This is a genomic window from Sporosarcina sp. P29, from assembly GCF_002743265.1.
Lineage (GTDB): Bacteria > Bacillota > Bacilli > Bacillales_A > Planococcaceae > Sporosarcina.
In genome coordinates this window covers 24,023-42,962 of sequence record NZ_PDYX01000003.1, presented here as the reverse complement: position 1 = coordinate 42,962, position 18,940 = coordinate 24,023, and the positions used below count along the sequence as shown (strand labels likewise).

Genomic DNA, 18,940 nt, shown 5'->3' with positions numbered 1-18,940 from the left:
TCCAATAAGTATTTAGAATGTTAGTACTTCTTTCGCTTTCGCTGCAATGTCTTTCGCATTAGGCAACCAAGTATTTTCGCCTGCTGCAAATGGATATACCGTATCAGGCGCTGTCACACGTAGTACGGGAGCTTCAAGGCTCAAAATAGCTCGTTCAGTAATTTCAGCTACTACGTTAGCAGCAATTCCTGCTTGTCGCTGTGCTTCTTGTACTACGATTGCACGGTTTGTTTTTTCGACTGATTGAATAATCGTTTCGATATCAAGAGGCTGAATCGTACGTAAATCGATTACTTCTACTGAGTAATTTTCTTTTTCAAGTGCTTCAGCAGCTTTTAGGCTTTCCTGCACCATTGCACCGTATGTGACAATCGTCAAATCTTTACCCTCACGCTTCACATCAGCTTTTCCTAAAGGGATAGAATATTCTTCCTCAGGAACTTCTTGTCTAAATGAACGATATAGTTTCATATGCTCCAAGAAAATCACCGGATCATCGCTCTTGATTGCAGAAATAAGTAATCCTTTTGCATCGTACGGAGTCGACGGGATAACTACTGTTAAACCAGGTTGTGATGCTACAAGACCTTCCAAGCTGTCCGCGTGCATTTCAGGAGTTGCTACTCCTCCACCAAATGGTGCACGGATTGTGATCGGTGCATTGAAATGTCCACCTGTTCTAAAGTTCATTCTTGCAATTTGTCCACTCACGGAATCCATTACTTCAAACAGAAAACCAAAGAATTGAATTTCCATAATAGGACGGAAACCAGTAAGTGCTAATCCGATTGCTAATCCACCAATACCAGATTCAGCTAGCGGCGTATCAAAAACACGCTCTTCGCCGAATTCTTTATGAAGGCCTTCCGTTGCACGGAAGACACCTCCGTTCGCGCCTACGTCTTCACCGAACAGCAATACGTTTTCATCTGATTTCAGCTCCGTACGAAGCGCATCTGTAATCGCTTGAATCATTGTTAATTCTGCCATGGGTTATTTCGACTCCTTTCCAGCATACGCATCCAATTGTTCTTGTAAGTTAAACGGCACATCGCCTTTATACATAATCTTCATGAAGTCTGTTGCTTTTTGTTTAGGCTGTCCATCTGCTTTTTTGATTGCTTCTTTAATTTCTTCTTTTGCACGTTCAATTACTTTTTCTTCTTGCTCTTTAGACCAAATACCTTTCGCTTCCAAATAGGTTCTGAAACGAACGATTGGATCGCGTTTTTCCCATTCATCGTCAATGTCGGATGTACGGTAGCGTGTTGGATCATCACCAGCCATCGTATGAGGCCCATAACGGTAACACATTGTTTCAATGAGTGTTGGTCCATCTCCATTAACTGCACGCTCTCTTGCATCACGTGTTGCAACATATACTGCTAAAGGATCCATTCCATCTACTAGTACACTTGGAACGCCTGCAGCCACACCCTTTTGAGCCAGTGTTTTCGCCGCGGTCTGTACATCACGATGTGTGGAGATTGCATATTGGTTATTCTGAATGACGAAGATTGCTGGTACTTTAAAAGCTCCCGCAAAGTTCAATCCTTCGTAGAAATCCCCTTGAGATGTTCCGCCATCGCCTGTGTACGTAATGACAACTGATTTTTGTCCTTTTTTCTTAAAGCCTAAACCTACACCAGCTGCTTGGACATACTGTGCACCAATAATGATTTGTGGTGGGAAAATGTTGAGTCCATCAGGAATAACACTACCTGCATAATGCCCTCTCGACCATAGAAATGCCATGTGCAATGGCCAACCGTGGAATAATAACTGAGGAACGTCACGGTATCCTGGGAGAATGAAATCCTCTTTTTCTAACACATATTGAGAAGCTAACTGGGAAGCTTCTTGTCCTGCCGTCGGAGCATAAAACCCAAGTCGTCCTTGTCTATTTAAAGAAATGGATCGTTGGTCAAGGATACGTGTGTAAACCATACGGTTCATCAATTCCACTAATTCTTCGTCCGGAAGTTTCGGGTCCAAGTCCTTATCCACGATTTTTCCTTCTTCATTCAATATTTGCACCATATCAAATTGGCTTTCAATCAGTTGAAGCGCTTTCACTGGATCATACTGATTACCTTTTTTAGCTACCATATCTTGATCTCTCCTTCATATCTGTATTATATCGTTTTCAAATAAAGTTGATACAACTTCTTATAATTACTAGTATACGCAAAACTGAGCGCTTGGTCAACCATTGTAATTAAACACTTTCGCTTGTTTTTCACATTTTTCTAAAAGTATACTGTACTAACACAATATCGATTCTGTATTGGTACAGTGGTGTTTTTTATTGACAATTACCAGGTAATCTACATTCGTCCAAGTGATCATTGAGGATTCACATTGCCATTTCAGATTGCAGGTCCTACTCCATTTGCGAACCGCCATTTACAACAGATCGCAATGAATAACTCACTTCATTTCAATAACCATCTAAGAGGTCATACTCTCTATTTTACATTTCCTTTTTATTGCTTTTCTAAACTTTTCACGGCGCGAGTTGCTAATCTGTTTACTTCTCTAGTCGCTTCATTGAATTCAGTAAGTAACTGTTGACTAGAAGAGATTAAATCATTTACTTCACTGACGTGATTTTGCAGTTCACGTTCACGGATGGACTGATCTTCAATCTGTGTATACAATTGCGTCTGACTGTCTATAAGCTTCTTATACTGCAATATGAAGTTTTCATGTATTTCAGACCGTTCATAAAGTGCTTCAACCACTTCACCTACATGATCAGTTAAATCCACTTGCTCCATCCATTCAGACATCTGATCTATCGCTTTCTTCGATTCGCGTGAAGCACTTTCCTCTTTTTCTATCAAAAGAGCCCGTTCACGCGCTGACTTTTTCATCGCAACCACTCGCTGTTTCACTTCCTGGTATTGCTGTTGAGTCAATTCCATCGTCTCAATGAACAATATTTGTTCTTTCTGCTCTTTCTCAAATAACTTCCTCCCAAAGTTGTTCCCTTGTTTTTCTTTTTCATTCATAACAACAAGGAAATCTGTAAGTTGTTGAGTTACTTCAGACTCTTTGGAACAACCAATTAGTAGAAGGAGTATGAACAATAAACAAATTACTTTCTTCATTAATAACCCTCCTGACGCTTTATATACTTTTTTCTTTCACCATTTTTCTCATTCGTTTATACTGTATAAGAGGAAATTGGTTTTTACGATTATATACCCATTAAGCACATTTGTTACCCGCTTATCGTAGATTGTACTAAACCTAATATATCCGAGAGGAAGAGTAGAAATGATTTTAATGAAAGATATTATCCGAGAAGGCCACCCGACGTTGCGTTTAAAAGCCAAAGAGGTGCGCTTTCCTTTAAGTAATGAAGACCGTCAATTATGCGATGAGCTGTTGGAATATGTAGTCAATAGCCAAAATGACGAACTGGGTGAAAAATACGGCTTACGCTCTGGTATCGGTTTGGCCGCACCACAAGTGAATGCATCCAAAAGAATTTTCGCTCTGCATATTCCCGATGGCGAGATTCTATTGGAAAACTTTATAGCGATTAATCCTAAGATCATTAGCCATTCCGTTGAAAAGACCTATATAGAGACCGGCGAAGGCTGTTTATCAGTAGATCGCGAAGTTCCTGGCTATGTTCCTCGGTATGCAAGAATTACAGTGAAAGCTTTTGATAAGGAAGGTAACGTAATCAAGAAACGCTTGAAAGGATTGCCCGCAATTGCTTTCCAACATGAATTGGATCATCTGAACGGTATTATGTTCTATGACCATATTGACAACAACGCTCCGTTCAAGGACATCCCCGACGCCATAGCATTTGACAGAGAGTAAAGCTCTTACACTTGACAGACCGAAGTTTTTCTGTTACAGTCTTGTCAAGGAGTGATGATGCCATGTATAAACGTCTAAAACGCAAACTGCTAAGACGACTTAATGGCCTGCTCGGTAAAAAGACAATTGCTTAGACTTTTACGCCCGCCAACTAAATTGGTGGGCTTTTCTTTATTTTAGGGAAATTGCATGCTATTATTGATGATATGTATTATTAGGAACGTAAAAAGGAGAGTTAAACATGATTTTCAAAGTATATTACCATTTAAACGTACATGAAGTTCCAGTCCGCGAGAACACACTCAGCTTGTATGTAGAAGCTGAAACAGAAAAAGAAGTCCGTGATCAATTAAAAGGTCGCGATCTGATGATTGAATACGTACAAAAGCTGGAAGGCGAGCACTTAACATATGAACAAGCCTCCCCAGACTTTCACGTTGAGCAGGTCTAATCAATGAAATCTATTAAAAACAATGAAACAGCCGTTTTTGCCCTAGGCGGACTAGGTGAAATCGGTAAAAATACGTATTGTGTACAATTCCAAGATGAAATCATCATTATTGATGCCGGAATCAAATTTCCAGAAGATGAATTGCTAGGCATTGACTATGTAATTCCAGATTACACATACCTTGAACGTAATATCGATAAGATTAAAGGTCTTTTCATCACACACGGTCACGAAGACCATATCGGCGGAATTCCTTATCTATTACGCAAAGTAAATGTTCCTGTCTATGGCGGTAAACTAGCAATTGGATTACTTCGCAATAAGTTGGAAGAACATGGATTGTTGCGCACTACGGAAATTCATGAAATTGAAGAAGATGATTTTATTAAATTCCGTAAAACTGCAGTATCATTCTTCAGAACTACGCACAGTATTCCTGACGCATTCGGCGTAGTAGTTAAAACTCCATCCGGTAATATCGTTCATACTGGAGACTTTAAGTTCGACTTTACGCCTGTCGGTGAACCTGCTAACTTGCATAAGATGGCTAAAATCGGCAGTGAAGGTGTACTTTGTTTGTTATCAGACAGTACCAATGCAGAAGTACCTAACTTTACAATGTCTGAACGTAAAGTGGGAGAAAGCCTGAATGATATTTTCCGTACAGTAGATGGGCGGATTATTTTTGCTACATTTGCTTCAAATATCCATAGATTGCAACAGGTGATTGAATCAGCGCAGATTTTCGGTCGCAAAATCGCTGTCTTCGGTCGTAGTATGGATAATGCGATTACCATCGGCCGCGAACTCGGTTATATTGACGCTCCGAAAGATTTATTCGTGGATGCTCAATCACTCAACCGGCTTCCTGCTAATAAAGTGATGATTTTGTGTACGGGTAGCCAAGGTGAACCGATGGCTGCACTATCACGTATCGCAAACGGTACGCATAGACAAGTTCAAATCCAACCTGGAGATACAGTTATTTTCTCTTCTTCACCCATTCCAGGTAATACGCTTAGCGTTAACAAAGCGATTAACTCCTTGTTCCGTGCAGGTGCGGAAGTTATTCATGGCCCATTAAACAATATCCACACATCTGGTCACGGATCGCAAGAAGAGCAAAAGCTCATGTTACGTTTAATCAAACCTAAATACTTCATGCCTATCCACGGTGAATACCGTATGATGAATATGCACTCTCAACTTGCAGTAGACTGCGATGTCGAGCCTGATAATATTTTCATCATGGGTAACGGCGACGTACTCGCACTTACTGACTCGACAGCTAGACTTGCTGGACGTGTACCTTCGGGCGATGTTTACATCGACGGAAGCGGCATTGGTGATATTGGCAACGTCGTACTACGCGACAGACGAATTCTTTCAGAAGATGGTCTGGTCATCGTCGTCGCAACAATCGACACGAAAAAGAACCGCTTAGTATCCGGTCCTGATCTTATCTCACGAGGATTTGTCTATATGCGTGAATCAGGTGCCATGATCAACGAAGCACAATATATGCTTTCCAAAACATTACAGCGCAAACTAGCTGCCAAACCTGATTCCATCAACAACTTGAAGGGCGACATCATCGATACACTCGTTCCATATTTATATGAGAAAACGAAGCGTAAACCGATGATCCTTCCCGTCATCATGGAACTTTAAAAAATGCATAAAAAAAAGCAAGTGCAGTTTAGCACTTGCTCCAGACTGAAGGCAACTCCTATAAACTAGGAGCATGCCTTCAGTTTTTCATTTTTATGATCCAACATAATTTAAGTCGTCTATATCGATACTACTGCTCTCTCCCACTCCGCACGTTTAATGCAATGCCTTCCGTTCAAATCGATGAATATCCAAATCTGAACCAATTACAATCAACACGTCATTAACTTCTATCTGTTCAATCGCCTGTGGAGAGACTAGTATATGCGTTCCACGCTTGATCGCTACGATATTCACACCGTACTTGGCACGAATGTCCAAATCGATCAGCGAAGAGCCTGCGATGTGATTATTCGCTTGAATCTCCACGATGGAGTATTCATCGGATAATTCTAGATAATCCAGAATATTATTCGAAACCAAGTTATTTGCAATTCGCTTCCCCATATCCCGCTCAGGGTGAACGACTTGATCCGCTCCGATCTTTCGTAACACTTTTTCATGATAGTCATTTTGCGCTTTCACCGTAATACGCTGTACACCAATTTCCTTCAATATCAACGTAGTCAAGATACTCGCTTGAATGTTTTCTCCGATTGCGATAACCACATGTTCGAAATTTCGTATACCTAGTGAACGTAATGCTGCTTCATCGGTGGTATCGACAGCTACAGCCTGTGTAGCAATATTCGCAAATTCCTCCACGCGTTCTTGCGACTTATCAATCGCCATAACGTCTGCTTCCAGTTCAATCAATTCCTTAACGATACTACCGCCAAAACGACCTAAGCCAATTACTACAAATTCCTTTTTCATCTCATTACTCCTCGCTATTGCGAATAGTTACATGTCTTATCGCAATCCCATTTTAAATTTCAGGAATAACTCATTATACACTCCAAGTGTTTCTAATCCTAAGTTTTCATACACTTCGAAGTTCTCCCTCGCCTTTTCATCCGGATAAAATCGTTCATCTTCTGTAATTTCTTCATCCATAAATGGCAGTGCTGCAGTATTTGGAGTGGAATAACCTACGTATTCCGCGTTTTGTGCTGCCACTTTAGGATCCAACATGAAATTAATAAATTTATAGGCTCCTTCGACATTCGTAGACGTTCTTGGGATGACAATATTATCAAACCATAAATTCGAACCTTCTTCCGGCACGATATAATTGATATCGTCGTTCTCAGATATCATATCTGCTGCCTGGCCAGACCATGTGAGCGCTACGGACGCTTCATTATTAATCATTAGCTGCGTGACTTCATCACCTATAACTGCTTTAACGTTCGGACCCATCGTTTCTAGCTTGTCTGTCGCCTCTTTTAGTTCCTGCAAACTAGTCGAATTCAATGAGTAACCTAGTGAATTCAATGATACTCCGATCACTTCACGCGCACTATCTACTAAAATAAGCTTCTGCCGCAATGAAGCATCCCATAAACTTTCCCAGCTCTCAAACGTCTGACCTTCTAATAAGGATGCATTATATGCAATCCCTACAGTTCCCCAGAAGTAAGGAATCGAATATTTATTGTCTGGATCAAATGGCAAATTCATGAAGTATGGATCGATATGTGTAACGTTCGGAATTTTCGAGAAATCTAGTGGCAGTAAGAGATCCTTCTCTTCCATCATCTGTACCGCATATTCAGACGGGACTGTCACATCGTAAGCAGTTCCCCCTTGTTCGATTTTCCCCATCATGCCTTCATTCGAATCAAATGTTTCATAAATCACTTTGATGCCTTCTTCTTCTTCAAATTGTTTTAGAAGATCCGGGTCTATATATTCGCCCCAGTTATACACCGTAATCGTATCTTTTCCTACGCGCCCCGTCTTATGCTCAAGCTGATAATTAGTGAACAACAGAAGACCCGAAACGAGTATAATTACAAACGCACTGCTAATTAATCCTCTCATTTCTTCACCCCCTGAGGTGATTTTGCTTTATTTCCGATTATATAATAACCAAGCACTAGGACCATTGTAATTAAGAATATCAATCCTGATAATGCATTGATTGTCAAAGTGATTCCTGTGCGGGCCATAGAGTAAATTTCTACGGATAATGTAGAGAATCCATTTCCTGTCACGAAAAAAGTCACGGCAAAGTCATCCAATGAGTAGGTCAACGCAAGAAAGAAACCTGCGAAAATACCCGGCTTAATATAAGGTAAAATGACACGCGTCAGTACATCTTTACGTGAAGCTCCTAAGTCCAGTGCGGCATCTATTAATGTAGTACTCATTTCTAACAACTTTGGCAGCACCATGATGACAACGATTGGTATACTAAAAGCGATATGAGAAATGAGTACCGAAGCAAAGCCCAACTTCACACCGATCAGCGTGAACAAGATTAAGAATGATGCACCGATAATGACATCCGGACTAACAATCAATATATTATTCAGTGACAATACCGTCTGGCGTGCAGATTTGTTTTTCATAAAATAAATGGCAAGCGCACCAATCACGCCAATTGTAGTGGATAGTAGTGCGGATAATAATGCGATAATCACCGTATTCAAGACAATAATTAACAGTCGGGTATCTTGAAATACCGCTTGATAATGTTCCAATGTGAATGATTCAAAATGCGACATCCCACCTCCTGAATTGAAGGAGTAATATATGAGATAAAAAATAGGAGCATATAAAATCACAAAGACTGCTGCCAAATAAGTTCTCGGCATAATACCCAGTTTCTTCATTTAATGATGCCCCCTTTTTTACCAGATGTCAGTATCATAATTAAGAACATGAAGATAATTAGAAACACAGCTATCGTAGAACCCATTCCCCAGTTTTGTGTAACGAGGAATTGTTGCTCGATTGCGGTACCCAGTGTCATTACTTTATTACCTGCAATTAAACGGGTAACCATAAATAAGGATAGCGCCGGAATAAACACGACTTGTATACCTGATTTCACACCATCAGTAGTCATCGGCCAAATCACTCGTTTAAACGTCACCCATGCATTCGCTCCTAAATCTTTCGAGGCATCAAGTAAAGTAGGATTGATTTTATCCAAGGAGTTAAAGATCGGCAAGATCATAAATGGAATAAAAATGTACACAGAGACAAACACGAAACTAAAATCGGTGAATAGTATTTGCTGGTTGCCTATACCAACAGCTTCTAAAAAACCATTTATCGGGCCATAAATACCCATCAATCCAATGAATGCATACGTCTTTAACAATAGGTTAATCCACGATGGTATGATAATGAGTAACAACCATAACTGCTTATGCTTCGTTTTTGTTAAGAAGTAGGCTGTTGGATATGATATTAATAAAGCAAAAAAGGTTATGAGAAAAGCATACCAAAATGAGCTCAGTGTTAATTTGAAGTAAATTGACGTAAAGAAATTGCGATAGTTAGCCAGCGTTAAATGGCCCGATAAATCGAAAAATGAATAATACACGATGACAGCAATCGGTGCCAGCACAAATAATAATAACCAGGCTGCATACGGTGTGGCATATATAAAACGTAACGGGTTTTTACTCCTCATCTTCCGCCACTCCAAACGATTCCAGACGTGCATCAAAGTCAGCTTCCGATTCATTTAGACGCATTACATGAATGTCTGCCGGTTCAAAATCCAAACCGATTAATGTCCCTACGTCCGCTGGTTTTGTTGAATGAACTAGCCACTCATTACCATCAGAGTCATACGTGGAAAGTTCATAATGCACTCCCCGGAATAATTGCGTATCTACAGTGACGCTTAACCTTCCTTTTTCAACAGTTGTCATTTCCAAATCTTCAGGACGAATGACGATATCCACTTTTTCATTAGGATAGAATCCGCCATCTACACATGGAAATTGTTTGCCTGTGAATTCCACTAAATAATCTTCAATAATTCTTCCTGAAACTATATTGGACTCTCCAATAAAGTCTGCCACGAAACGGTTAATCGGCTCATCGTAAATATCAATCGGTGTCCCCGACTGTTGAATCTCTCCATTATTCATGACGAAAATTTCATCTGACATCGCAAGTGCTTCCTCTTGGTCATGTGTAACAAAAACAAATGTTTTACCAAGACGCTGCTGGAGCTCCCTCAGTTCATATTGCATTTCAGAACGCAATTTCAAATCAAGTGCGGACAATGGCTCGTCTAGTAAAATCACTTCTGGATCATTAATGATCGCCCTGGCAATCGCAACGCGTTGACGTTGTCCACCCGACATTTCAGTAATTTCACGGGATTCGTACCCTTCCAGATTGACGAATTTCAACGCTTCTTTTACTCGGCGATCCACTTCATTCTTTTTCACTTTTCTTATGCGTAAACCGAATGCAACATTTTCATACACATTTAAATGAGGAAATAATGCATAGTCTTGAAATACCGTGTTCACTTGACGTTCATTTGCGGGTACCGAATTGATCTTCTTTCCATTAAAGAAGATCGATCCATCTGTCGCCTCCGTAAAACCAGCGATCAAACGTAAAATAGTCGTTTTCCCACATCCTGAAGGTCCAAGTAATGTATAAAACTTACCGCGTTCCATTTCAAATGAAACACGATCAAGGACAGTTGTAGATTCATTGTAGCGCTTTGTAACATTCTCAAAACGAATAATTGGTTCAGTAGTCAATAGGTTTCCTCCTTGCATAACGTATTATTTCTTGTACTATATCAATAGTTGTAAACTTACTTATTATACACAAATTGATAGTGAAATCAACCATATATTAAATGTCGAATACGAAAACAGCCTACAGGAAAATAGTCATGAAAATTGTTTTTTCGCAGATGACATAGTAGAATGAAACCATATATTGAGGAGGGATTCAGTTGGAAGACCATTTATTTTTTTATCTGGACTCTGATGCCAAGCGGAATCGAAAAGTCGAGCCCGCAACAAAAGAAAATCATCTAGAAGGAATTTTTCTAGTAAACAATAAGAAAATCCGAACATGGAAAGAGATGGCTTCTCATTGCGTAGATTGCATGGAACCATTACATTATAGCGATGAATTTGACGCGCGTTACTGTAAAGATTGCGATGAATGGCGAGAAATGATTTGCGATCCGAATTGTAAAACATGCCAAACACGCCCAGTAAAACCTTCTGACTGTAAACAAGACTTTGAGTAATCAGATACTCAGATCCTAAATATATATATTAGGTTAAGTGTTCTTTATAATAACTATTATTATCTTCGAGTCATTCTAATTGAATTCAACTCGGAACTTTGTTATTCTAGGTAAGAATTGTGCAACACAGTCATGTCGTTGTACAAAAGACTAATTGGAGGTTTTATATAATGGCCGAACGTATGGTAGGTAAACAAGCTCCAGATTTTACAATGGAGGCAGTACTAGCTGACAAATCTTTTGGTAAAGTTAGTTTACAAGAAAACATTAAAAACGACAAATGGACAGTTCTTTTCTTCTATCCAATGGACTTCACTTTTGTATGTCCAACAGAAATCACTGCAATGTCGGATCGTTACGATGAGTTCGAAGACTTGGATGCAGAAGTAATCGGTGTTTCTACTGATACTATCCACACTCACCTTGCTTGGATTAACACTGATCGTAAAGACAATGGTCTTGAACAACTAAAATACCCACTAGCAGCAGACACTAACCATTCCGTTTCACGCGAATACGGTGTATTGATCGAAGAAGAAGGTATTGCATTGCGCGGCCTTTACATCATCAATCCTGAAGGCGAACTTCAGTACCAGACAGTATTCCATAACAATATCGGTCGTGACGTGGACGAAACTCTTCGCGTACTACAAGCACTACAAACTGGCGGTCTTTGCCCAGCGAACTGGCGTCCAGGTCAAGAAACTCTTTAATTTTTGGACAACCATCCCCACGCGTTACACTAATCGTGGGGATTTTTTTATCACATAATATATATACCCACTTAGCTAGGAGGAATTCTTGATGAAATTACGTGAACAAATGCCTGAATTTCAAGGTGCTACTACTTGGTTGAATGGTGAAACTTCTAAATCGGAACTCGTTGGAGAAAAACCGACACTTATACACTTTTGGTCTGTAAGTTGTCATATGTGCAAAGAAGCGATGCCGGATGTAAACAACTTCAGGGATAAGTACAAAGATGAACTGAATGTTGTGGCTGTGCACATGCCTCGTTCAGAAGATGATGTCGATCTTGAACAAATCAAGAACGTAGCAGCTGAGCATGATATTACACAACCGATTTTCGTTGATAGTGAATTGAAGTTAAATGATGCATTTGAAAACCAATATGTCCCTGCGTACTATGTCTTTGACAAAGAGGGTCAGTTACGCCACTTCCAAGCGGGCGGCAGCGGTATGAAAATGCTTGAAAAACGTGTGAATCGTGTACTAGATGAAATGAAAAAAGAAGATTAATTTTATCAACGACTCCTACTAAATGGGGTCGTTTTTTTACATCTATTTTCCTCATAATACGCTATTGCAACCCTCATACAAACATTGCAGATTTATTTGTGATAAGATTAGTAAAAAGTTTTGGAAAGCGAGCTACCGAATGAACAAAACACCTACAAATATAGCAATGTATATTCTCATGTTCAATATGTTCATCGCCATGGCTGGTGTAGGCTTGATCATCCCTATTATGCCTGAATTCTTAGGTACTTTCGGAGTTGCAGGACGTGCACTCGGACTATTGATCGCCATGTTTTCTTTTGCACAATTTATTTTCTCTCCTATTTCAGGAAATCTTTCCGATAAATACGGCAGAAAAAGCATTATTATTTTCGGGTTGGTTGTTTACGGACTTTCTCAATTAGCTTTCAGTTTATCAACTGAACTATGGATGCTCTATCTCTCACGGTTCTTTTCCGGTTTCGGTGCCGCCTTTATTGTTCCACCTACCATGGCATTTGTGGCAGATATTACATCTCCTAAAAATCGTGGTCGCGGAATGGGATTACTTGGCGCTTCGATGTCGTTAGGCTTTATGATAGGTCCTGGCATTGGTGGTTTTTTATCAAAAATCAGCTTATACTTCCCTTTCTACTTTGCCGCATCGGCATCCATTGTAGCAGCGGTTGTGTCCTTGTTGCTTCTTCCTAATCCTAAGCCCGTCTTGCAAGGAGCTACAACGAATGAAAACATCTTCCAGCAAATGCGTAGATCTACACAAACGTCCTATTTCATTATGCTGGTTGTCATGTTTGTATTTTCATTTGGATTGGCTAATTTCCAATCAACGATCTCGTTATATGTCGATCAAAAATACAATTACACACCTTCTCAAATCGCTATCATCATTACGGTTGGCGGATTTGTCGGCGTCATCATCCAGACGTTTGTTATCGATCGTTTGTTTAAACGTTTCGGTGAAATGCGTGTCATTCTCATTAATTTAGTGCTAGCGGCTTTCGCTATGTTAGGTATTTTATTCGTCAATACATTCTTCACTATTCTTTTGGTAGCAACGATCTTCTCAACCGCCACTTCGTTATTGCGACCAGCAGTCAACACGTTAGTCTCTAAACTAGCCGGGAAAGAACAGGGCTACGCAGCCGGCATGATGAATGCCTATATGAGTCTAGGAAACATGATTGGTCCTGCCACAGCCGGATATATATTCGATATGAATAGGGAATCCCCCTATATAGTCGGCACGATCATTCTGCTACTTTGCTTTATTCTTGCTTTCTACTGGGCAAGGAACAACAAATCACTTATAGAGTCTGCGAGAACACCATAAATAGTAGCGGTACAGCAGTCATTGGTAGACATTCACTAATTCTAAATCTTTAATACTAGTAAATTAATAAAGACAAACTCTATTACTACTAGAGTTTGTCTTTGGTTGAAGAACTTCCACGATGAATGGAAGCTCTTTTTTATTGATCTTTTCTTAATAACTCCGCATACTCCTGCACAATCTCTACAAATGCCTTCACTTGCTTCAATTCGAATGTCGAACCATATCCGATCAACCAAGTATCACGTGTCAACTCAAACTCTTCTTCGCTATTGAGTAGCGGAATCAGATTGACTTTCTCATCACCTGACAATGTGATGGAAGGCAGTATGGCATAACCGATACCTTTTAACGCGAGTTGCTTACACATTTCAATCTGATCCACTACAATCTGCCGGCTTGGATTTTGATTAAAGTGCTTATTCCACCAGCGCTGGATTTCCATGTAATAGTTTGAATCACTTTTATACTGAATAAAGTGACGGTTCGTATCTTTTAATTCATCAATTGTTGAGATTTCGGAATCTACTAGATACAGCTGATCACGGAATAAATAGACGCGATTACTTTTCCAATCTGTTTGCCCTCGAACAATACCGATATGTGCTTCCCCTTCGTACAAAGCTTTGGAGATTTCCGAGCTCCATCCCGTCATTAAGGAAATTTTGGCATCAGGATAAAGTGCTACATAGTCTTTCAATACTTGTGGCAACCAAGTCTGACCAATAATAGAGGCACAAGCAATCTTCAATGTTCCGTGTACTTTATCTTCAAGTGAGGCGATCAATTCCATCGTCTCGTCTTTCTTCGCCAAAGATTCTTTCGCATAGCTGATCACGTGTTCACCTGCAGGCGTTGGTTCAAGACCTTTTTGTGAACGGATGAACAACTGCATGCCCCATTCTTTTTCAATCGTCTGAAGGCGTTGTGACAAAGCAGGTTGCGACAAATGAAGGCGCTCTGACGCTTTACGCATATTCCCCTCTTCAGCTAACGCTTTAATTATATCCAGTTCAATTGTTGACATGGTCCTGCACCTTCCCTCGTGGAATTCGTAAGATCAATAATAAACTGATGACTGCAAATACGACAATCGCTATGTACACCCAGTGTAAGGAACTGTCTAAACCATTTTGTAAACTGACTAGCTCTTGCGAGGTTAGCATCGAACGACCGTCTTTGGTTAACAATGTATTCACGTCATCAATCGTGTAGGGCAATTTTTCTTTCGCAAAATAGGTAATGAGTGTACCATTCAATATGGCACCAAACACTGAAGCACCAATCGTATTGCCAAAATTCTTCATAAACATATTCGCTGCAGTAGCTGAGCCTCTTTGTACGCGCGGCACAGCTCCTTGAATCGTAACAATGAAGGATGTATTGGTTAGCCCCATTCCTACTCCGATGAAGAAGCTTGAACAACCTGCCCATACGGGTCCTAATGATGCGTTCATAAAGACAAACATCGTCGTACCAATCACTAAGGACACACCACCGGCAAACGATACGAGAAATGGGCCGAAGCGTATGAGTAAATGCCCTGCCATGGAGGATGCTAAAGGCCAGCCAATGGACATAGCAGTTAAAGTGAAACCTGCGATGATTGCTGGTTGTTCCATAACTCCGGATACATAAGTAGGTAAATAAGAAGAAACCCCTATTAAAATAACTCCAGTAGTCAACGACACGAGATTCGCATATAAGATAACGGGGTTTTTCCAAATGCTAAAAGAGATTAGTGGATCTTTTGCCAGCTTTTCTTGTCTGAAAAATAACCAAAATGAAATGCCTGAAAGAATGATTAACGCTATTCCGATAGCAGAGAATCGACCGAATCCTTGGCCTCCTTCTACTAGCCAGATTAAAATAGTTGCCAGTGCAGATGTCAGGAAAAAAGCACCTTTGTAATCGACAGAAGCTTTCTGCGTTTCTTTTGGTTCATGTAAAAAGAAATAAATAACAGCCATTGAAAGGAGTCCAAGTGGCACGTTCACCCAAAATATGTATTGCCAGCTAACGTACTGTACAATCAATCCACCAATTACAGGACCTGAAACTGCAGAAATGCCCCAGACACTCGATAAATACCCCTGTATCTTCGCACGCTCTTCAGTGGAATAAGTATCCCCGATGATCGTAGTCGCAATTGGCATGACAGCCCCCGCCCCTAAACCTTGTATGAGACGATAGAATATTAACTGCTCCATAGAGACAGCAAACCCACAAAGTACGGAACCGATTAAGAAAATCGTCAAGCCCATAAAAAAAATCGGCTTTCGACCAAATAAATCCGCTAACTTTCCGTAAATTAAAACCGTTACGGTACTCATTAATAAATAAGACGAGAATATCCAACTATATCGTGAAAATCCACCTAATTCAGAAGCTATTGTCGGCATTGCGGTGGTAACAATTGTCGCTTCCACTGCCCCTACAAACATAGCGAGCATAACGGCAGCAAGCACAAAGGGCCGATTAGTTTCTTTACGCACAGCTATTTCAACTCCTTCTATTAGAAAAAGACTCCTTTATCGGAGCCCTTTAACATATTACTATGATCACTTCTTCATTGCTTTATTTATCCCACTTCAGTATACGTTATACGTTGTAAATATATTTTTTAAATTCTTTCATAATTACACGTCTTGTAATTATGCCCGCAAATGTTCCATCTTCTTCAGTGACACATAAAAACGGATGATTAATCAATAGATCTACTGCGCGTTGAAAGCGGTCATTTACACGGATCGTTGGCAGATTCGTATCCATAATTTCATCTACTTTAATATCTTCTAATCTCTCATATTCAATGCGCTCCATACCTAGAATAGAATCCGTAATCATCCCAATTCCAAGAAGGCCTTTTAAATGATACTGATTATCCAGTACAGGAATTGCAGAATAGCCAGTCTTGGTCAAAACAAGTAGTGCGTGCTCTGCGTTATTCCCTATTTGTACGTGGGCAACTTTTTCCGAAGAAATAATTCGATCTATGATGGGCGCAGTAAGAAAATCTTTATTGTTTATGGAAACCATAGGTGATCGCTCCTTCTGTTCTTCATCTAAATACATGTACCTAAAAATCCGTTCACTGCTTCTTTTCCATCATACCACAAAAAGCCATTTCTCACCTTAAAAGAAAGCGGATTCACAAAACAAAAAACCTCTTTCTTTAATAGAAAGAGGCCCAATAATAAAATATGATGATAAAGATGAAAACTGATGCGACCACGATAATCCACAGTAATGGATTCATAGCATACGGATGCTCCGCTGCAATATCAGGTATACGATTTTTTTCATTCAACTGAAATGAACGACTTGTTTTCCGTACTCCAGCTAACCCGATCCCCAACATAACGACTGATACAAACACCATAGGCCATAACCAAATATCCCACATCATAACTCCCTCCTTTTCGTACATACTATAGTAAAGAGCATGTGCAATAAGTGAGAAAGTATGTGCATTTAACACTCAACAGATCATTCGCAAAAAATATTATTCAATGTATAACGGGTTTATTATTTTGGATTCTTTACACGACATACATAAAGAGTCTTTAGTCTTTAGTTTTTACTTTATATATTTTTTGATCAGGACTTGTGTTCCTTTTTCTCCATAGCCCTTATCTAGTAAGTCGGCATACATATCACGAGCAAGTTGTAATCCTGGCAATTGTAGATTCAGTCTTTCTGTTTCTTGTAAGGCAATATTTAGATCCTTCACAAAATGTTTTACATAAAATCCTGGTTCATAATTTTGGTTAATAATTCGAGGTCCGAGATCAGATAAACTAAAGGAATTTGCTGCACCCGAAGTGACGGATTGTAACATAGTATCCGGATCAAGTCCCGACTCCATAGCATAAGCAATCGCTTCACATGCCCCAATCATATTTCCAGCGACAGTGATTTGGTTGCACATTTTAGCGTGTTGCCCAGCTCCCGCTTGTCCTTGATAGACAATTTGTTTACCGAAAACAGATAAAATCGGTAATAATTTTTCGAATAATTCTTTTTGACCACCGCACATGATAGAAAGTGTGCCATTCTGAGCCCCAATATCCCCACCAGATACAGGTGCATCTAGTGCCTCCATATGTAAAGAAGCAGCCTTTTCTGCAATAGCAATAGCCAGCTCAGGGCTTGAAGTAGTCATATCCACTACGACTTGAGAAGGACGGCTATTTGCAAATATACCTTGATCGGATAAATACACCTCTTCCACATCGGACGGCATGCCAATCATCGTGAAAATAATGTCAGCCTGTTCAATAGCTTCTGCAACGTTATCCGCCCATTTTGCTCCTAGTGCTACTAGCGGTTCAGCCTTTGTTTTCGTTCTAGTGAAAACCGTAACTTCATAAGATGCGTTAAGTAAATGCTTTATAATACTCGAACCCATAACACCTGTTCCAATAAATGAAATTTTTTCTTTTTGCATATTCTCACTCCTCATTATGTATGATTATTTCTATCGTACAGAAGTTCAAATATTTTTACAATTAGGCAAACAAAAAAGAGGACCAATACAAGATTGGTCCACAAAAGGGGGAAATGAGAATGTTGCTGTGTTCTTTTATATTATCCCCACTTTTATTATGAGTTAAACATTGAATTTAGGTATAATTTCAGGGTAATTTTATTTCATTTTTCTCGTTAAATTCATTAATTAATACATCTAATTTACGACTAAGTTCAATGGTGCCTTCAGCGTTCATACCGTATTCTTCTGCAACTTGGATTAATTGTTCTCTGACACGTTCTATTTCTAATTTACAATTATGCACTACTTGCACACCTTTCATCTGTTATTACCCTATCCTTTAATATACCAACAACTCGCTATTGTTAAACCGCAATATTCTCGACATTTAGTGACAATATGTTTATGTAATGTTCTTTCGTTTCTAAAAAATAAGTCTTTACGTTTCGTAGATAATAGGGCAAACTAGAAAGGAATTCCCATTTTTACATCTTTATCATTTCGTATGACCTAATTGATGATTGAAGAAAGGATGACTGGAATGACGATCGCAGAAATTGGTGATATCATTGAATTCAAAGAAGGCTTACAAGGAATTGTTGAAAAGGTGAACGAAAACTCTGTAATTGTAAACTTAGCGTATATGGAGAGTTTTGATGCATTGGTAATGCAGGAAAAAACAGTAATCAATCATAAACGTTATACTATCTTGACTAATAGTTTACGAGAATGAAACCTTCCTCGCTGTAGTCCGTCTAATAGAATAGA

The 18,940-nt window shown here is 39.6% G+C and carries 22 protein-coding genes; 8 read left to right on the top strand and 14 right to left on the bottom strand.

The window, feature by feature from the left end; all coding sequences use genetic code 11:
- Nucleotides 1–12: 12 nt before the first annotated feature.
- From CSV68_RS03800 to CSV68_RS03790, 3 genes are all read right to left on the bottom strand, one after another.
- On the bottom strand, nucleotides 13–990 hold the full coding sequence (locus CSV68_RS03800) for an alpha-ketoacid dehydrogenase subunit beta (protein ID WP_099633056.1): 978 nt from the start codon (nucleotides 988–990) through the stop codon (nucleotides 13–15).
- Between the two features lie 3 nt (nucleotides 991–993).
- Entirely contained in the window at nucleotides 994–2,109 is a 1,116-nt protein-coding gene (pdhA, locus tag CSV68_RS03795; RefSeq protein ID WP_099633055.1) for a pyruvate dehydrogenase (acetyl-transferring) E1 component subunit alpha, read from the bottom strand.
- A gap of 377 nt (nucleotides 2,110–2,486) precedes the next feature.
- The gene (locus CSV68_RS03790; RefSeq protein WP_099661499.1) at nucleotides 2,487–3,113 is read right to left on the bottom strand and encodes a YkyA family protein; all 627 of its coding nucleotides are present in this window, start codon (nucleotides 3,111–3,113) and stop codon (nucleotides 2,487–2,489) included.
- A gap of 169 nt (nucleotides 3,114–3,282) precedes the next feature.
- On the opposite strand from CSV68_RS03790, the gene def reads away from it, so the two are divergent.
- The 3 genes from def (at nucleotide 3,283) to rnjA (ending at nucleotide 5,962) form a co-directional block, all read left to right on the top strand.
- Nucleotides 3,283–3,840: a peptide deformylase gene (gene def / locus CSV68_RS03785; RefSeq protein ID WP_099661498.1), complete on the top strand. Its 558-nt coding sequence runs from the start codon at nucleotides 3,283–3,285 to the stop codon at nucleotides 3,838–3,840.
- A gap of 241 nt (nucleotides 3,841–4,081) precedes the next feature.
- The gene (locus CSV68_RS03780; RefSeq protein ID WP_099633052.1) at nucleotides 4,082–4,291 is read left to right on the top strand and encodes a DNA-dependent RNA polymerase subunit epsilon; all 210 of its coding nucleotides are present in this window, start codon (nucleotides 4,082–4,084) and stop codon (nucleotides 4,289–4,291) included.
- A gap of 3 nt (nucleotides 4,292–4,294) precedes the next feature.
- The gene (rnjA, locus tag CSV68_RS03775; protein WP_099626313.1) at nucleotides 4,295–5,962 is read left to right on the top strand and encodes a ribonuclease J1; all 1,668 of its coding nucleotides are present in this window, start codon (nucleotides 4,295–4,297) and stop codon (nucleotides 5,960–5,962) included.
- A 156-nt stretch (nucleotides 5,963–6,118) separates the two neighbouring features.
- On the opposite strand, the gene CSV68_RS03770 is transcribed toward rnjA, so the two are convergent.
- The 5 genes from CSV68_RS03770 to CSV68_RS03750 are packed head-to-tail and all read right to left on the bottom strand — an operon-like array spanning nucleotide 6,119 to nucleotide 10,587.
- On the bottom strand, nucleotides 6,119–6,778 hold the full coding sequence (locus CSV68_RS03770; RefSeq protein ID WP_085428510.1) for a potassium channel family protein: 660 nt from the start codon (nucleotides 6,776–6,778) through the stop codon (nucleotides 6,119–6,121).
- Nucleotides 6,779–6,814: 36 nt separating this feature from the next.
- Nucleotides 6,815–7,888 carry an ABC transporter substrate-binding protein gene (locus tag CSV68_RS03765; protein WP_099633051.1) on the bottom strand — a complete coding sequence of 358 codons (1,074 nt, stop codon included), beginning with the start codon at nucleotides 7,886–7,888 and terminating at the stop codon, nucleotides 6,815–6,817.
- The gene (locus CSV68_RS03760) at nucleotides 7,885–8,682 is read right to left on the bottom strand and encodes an ABC transporter permease (RefSeq protein ID WP_099633050.1); all 798 of its coding nucleotides are present in this window, start codon (nucleotides 8,680–8,682) and stop codon (nucleotides 7,885–7,887) included. The genes CSV68_RS03765 and CSV68_RS03760 overlap by 4 nt, the downstream gene beginning before the upstream one ends.
- The gene (locus tag CSV68_RS03755) at nucleotides 8,679–9,491 is read right to left on the bottom strand and encodes an ABC transporter permease (RefSeq protein WP_099633049.1); all 813 of its coding nucleotides are present in this window, start codon (nucleotides 9,489–9,491) and stop codon (nucleotides 8,679–8,681) included. Before CSV68_RS03755 ends, CSV68_RS03760 begins: the two co-directional genes overlap by 4 nt.
- Entirely contained in the window at nucleotides 9,481–10,587 is a 1,107-nt protein-coding gene (locus CSV68_RS03750) for an ABC transporter ATP-binding protein (protein WP_099633048.1), read from the bottom strand. The genes CSV68_RS03755 and CSV68_RS03750 overlap by 11 nt, the downstream gene beginning before the upstream one ends.
- 200 nt (nucleotides 10,588–10,787) lie before the next feature.
- Here CSV68_RS03750 and CSV68_RS03745 point away from each other — a divergent pair, with 200 nt between their 5' ends.
- The 4 genes from CSV68_RS03745 (at nucleotide 10,788) to CSV68_RS03730 (ending at nucleotide 13,680) form a co-directional block, all read left to right on the top strand.
- On the top strand, nucleotides 10,788–11,090 hold the full coding sequence (locus CSV68_RS03745) for a hypothetical protein (RefSeq protein WP_099633047.1): 303 nt from the start codon (nucleotides 10,788–10,790) through the stop codon (nucleotides 11,088–11,090).
- A gap of 170 nt (nucleotides 11,091–11,260) precedes the next feature.
- A complete protein-coding gene (locus CSV68_RS03740; protein ID WP_099633046.1) occupies nucleotides 11,261–11,803 on the top strand; it encodes a peroxiredoxin in 543 nt (180 codons plus the stop codon).
- A 91-nt stretch (nucleotides 11,804–11,894) separates the two neighbouring features.
- Nucleotides 11,895–12,350, top strand: a complete 456-nt coding sequence (locus CSV68_RS03735) for a redoxin domain-containing protein (protein ID WP_099633045.1) — start codon at nucleotides 11,895–11,897, stop codon at nucleotides 12,348–12,350.
- A gap of 139 nt (nucleotides 12,351–12,489) precedes the next feature.
- Nucleotides 12,490–13,680: an MFS transporter gene (locus CSV68_RS03730; RefSeq protein ID WP_099633044.1), complete on the top strand. Its 1,191-nt coding sequence runs from the start codon at nucleotides 12,490–12,492 to the stop codon at nucleotides 13,678–13,680.
- A gap of 139 nt (nucleotides 13,681–13,819) precedes the next feature.
- Here CSV68_RS03730 and CSV68_RS03725 read toward each other — a convergent pair whose 3' ends face one another.
- The 6 genes from CSV68_RS03725 to CSV68_RS03700 form a co-directional block, all read right to left on the bottom strand.
- Complete coding sequence (locus CSV68_RS03725; protein ID WP_099633043.1) at nucleotides 13,820–14,707, bottom strand: transcriptional regulator CcpC; 888 nt, start codon at nucleotides 14,705–14,707, stop codon at nucleotides 13,820–13,822.
- Entirely contained in the window at nucleotides 14,694–16,133 is a 1,440-nt protein-coding gene (locus tag CSV68_RS03720) for an MDR family MFS transporter (protein WP_199175009.1), read from the bottom strand. The genes CSV68_RS03725 and CSV68_RS03720 overlap by 14 nt, the downstream gene beginning before the upstream one ends.
- A gap of 148 nt (nucleotides 16,134–16,281) precedes the next feature.
- A complete protein-coding gene (gene cbpB, locus CSV68_RS03715; RefSeq protein ID WP_099633041.1) occupies nucleotides 16,282–16,719 on the bottom strand; it encodes a cyclic-di-AMP-binding protein CbpB in 438 nt (145 codons plus the stop codon).
- Nucleotides 16,720–16,855: 136 nt separating this feature from the next.
- Nucleotides 16,856–17,086, bottom strand: a complete 231-nt coding sequence (locus CSV68_RS03710) for a hypothetical protein (protein WP_099633040.1) — start codon at nucleotides 17,084–17,086, stop codon at nucleotides 16,856–16,858.
- A 174-nt stretch (nucleotides 17,087–17,260) separates the two neighbouring features.
- The gene (locus CSV68_RS03705; protein ID WP_099633039.1) at nucleotides 17,261–18,130 is read right to left on the bottom strand and encodes an NAD(P)-dependent oxidoreductase; all 870 of its coding nucleotides are present in this window, start codon (nucleotides 18,128–18,130) and stop codon (nucleotides 17,261–17,263) included.
- Between the two features lie 187 nt (nucleotides 18,131–18,317).
- Nucleotides 18,318–18,494 (bottom strand): aspartyl-phosphate phosphatase Spo0E family protein, encoded by a 177-nt coding sequence (locus tag CSV68_RS03700; protein WP_099661496.1) that lies wholly within the window; start codon nucleotides 18,492–18,494, stop codon nucleotides 18,318–18,320.
- A gap of 219 nt (nucleotides 18,495–18,713) precedes the next feature.
- Here CSV68_RS03700 and CSV68_RS03695 point away from each other — a divergent pair, with 219 nt between their 5' ends.
- Nucleotides 18,714–18,905 (top strand): YkvS family protein, encoded by a 192-nt coding sequence (locus CSV68_RS03695; protein ID WP_099633037.1) that lies wholly within the window; start codon nucleotides 18,714–18,716, stop codon nucleotides 18,903–18,905.
- The last annotated feature ends 35 nt before the right edge of the window (nucleotides 18,906–18,940 follow it).

Coding starts and splice junctions, on each gene's coding strand:
- CSV68_RS03730 (WP_099633044.1), top strand. CDS start 12,490: ATGAACAAAACACCTACAAATATAGCAATGTATATTCTCATGTTCAAT.
- CSV68_RS03780 (WP_099633052.1), top strand. CDS start 4,082: ATGATTTTCAAAGTATATTACCATTTAAACGTACATGAAGTTCCAGTC.
- def (WP_099661498.1), top strand. CDS start 3,283: ATGATTTTAATGAAAGATATTATCCGAGAAGGCCACCCGACGTTGCGT.
- CSV68_RS03695 (WP_099633037.1), top strand. CDS start 18,714: ATGACGATCGCAGAAATTGGTGATATCATTGAATTCAAAGAAGGCTTA.
- CSV68_RS03800 (WP_099633056.1), bottom strand. CDS start 990: ATGGCAGAATTAACAATGATTCAAGCGATTACAGATGCGCTTCGTACG.
- CSV68_RS03760 (WP_099633050.1), bottom strand. CDS start 8,682: ATGAAGAAACTGGGTATTATGCCGAGAACTTATTTGGCAGCAGTCTTT.
- pdhA (WP_099633055.1), bottom strand. CDS start 2,109: ATGGTAGCTAAAAAAGGTAATCAGTATGATCCAGTGAAAGCGCTTCAA.
- CSV68_RS03700 (WP_099661496.1), bottom strand. CDS start 18,494: ATGAAAGGTGTGCAAGTAGTGCATAATTGTAAATTAGAAATAGAACGT.
- CSV68_RS03705 (WP_099633039.1), bottom strand. CDS start 18,130: ATGCAAAAAGAAAAAATTTCATTTATTGGAACAGGTGTTATGGGTTCG.
- CSV68_RS03710 (WP_099633040.1), bottom strand. CDS start 17,086: ATGTGGGATATTTGGTTATGGCCTATGGTGTTTGTATCAGTCGTTATG.
- CSV68_RS03740 (WP_099633046.1), top strand. CDS start 11,261: ATGGCCGAACGTATGGTAGGTAAACAAGCTCCAGATTTTACAATGGAG.
- CSV68_RS03765 (WP_099633051.1), bottom strand. CDS start 7,888: ATGAGAGGATTAATTAGCAGTGCGTTTGTAATTATACTCGTTTCGGGT.
- CSV68_RS03790 (WP_099661499.1), bottom strand. CDS start 3,113: ATGAAGAAAGTAATTTGTTTATTGTTCATACTCCTTCTACTAATTGGT.
- rnjA (WP_099626313.1), top strand. CDS start 4,295: ATGAAATCTATTAAAAACAATGAAACAGCCGTTTTTGCCCTAGGCGGA.
- CSV68_RS03725 (WP_099633043.1), bottom strand. CDS start 14,707: ATGTCAACAATTGAACTGGATATAATTAAAGCGTTAGCTGAAGAGGGG.
- CSV68_RS03755 (WP_099633049.1), bottom strand. CDS start 9,491: ATGAGGAGTAAAAACCCGTTACGTTTTATATATGCCACACCGTATGCA.
- CSV68_RS03720 (WP_199175009.1), bottom strand. CDS start 16,133: ATGCTCGCTATGTTTGTAGGGGCAGTGGAAGCGACAATTGTTACCACC.
- cbpB (WP_099633041.1), bottom strand. CDS start 16,719: ATGGTTTCCATAAACAATAAAGATTTTCTTACTGCGCCCATCATAGAT.
- CSV68_RS03735 (WP_099633045.1), top strand. CDS start 11,895: ATGAAATTACGTGAACAAATGCCTGAATTTCAAGGTGCTACTACTTGG.
- CSV68_RS03770 (WP_085428510.1), bottom strand. CDS start 6,778: ATGAAAAAGGAATTTGTAGTAATTGGCTTAGGTCGTTTTGGCGGTAGT.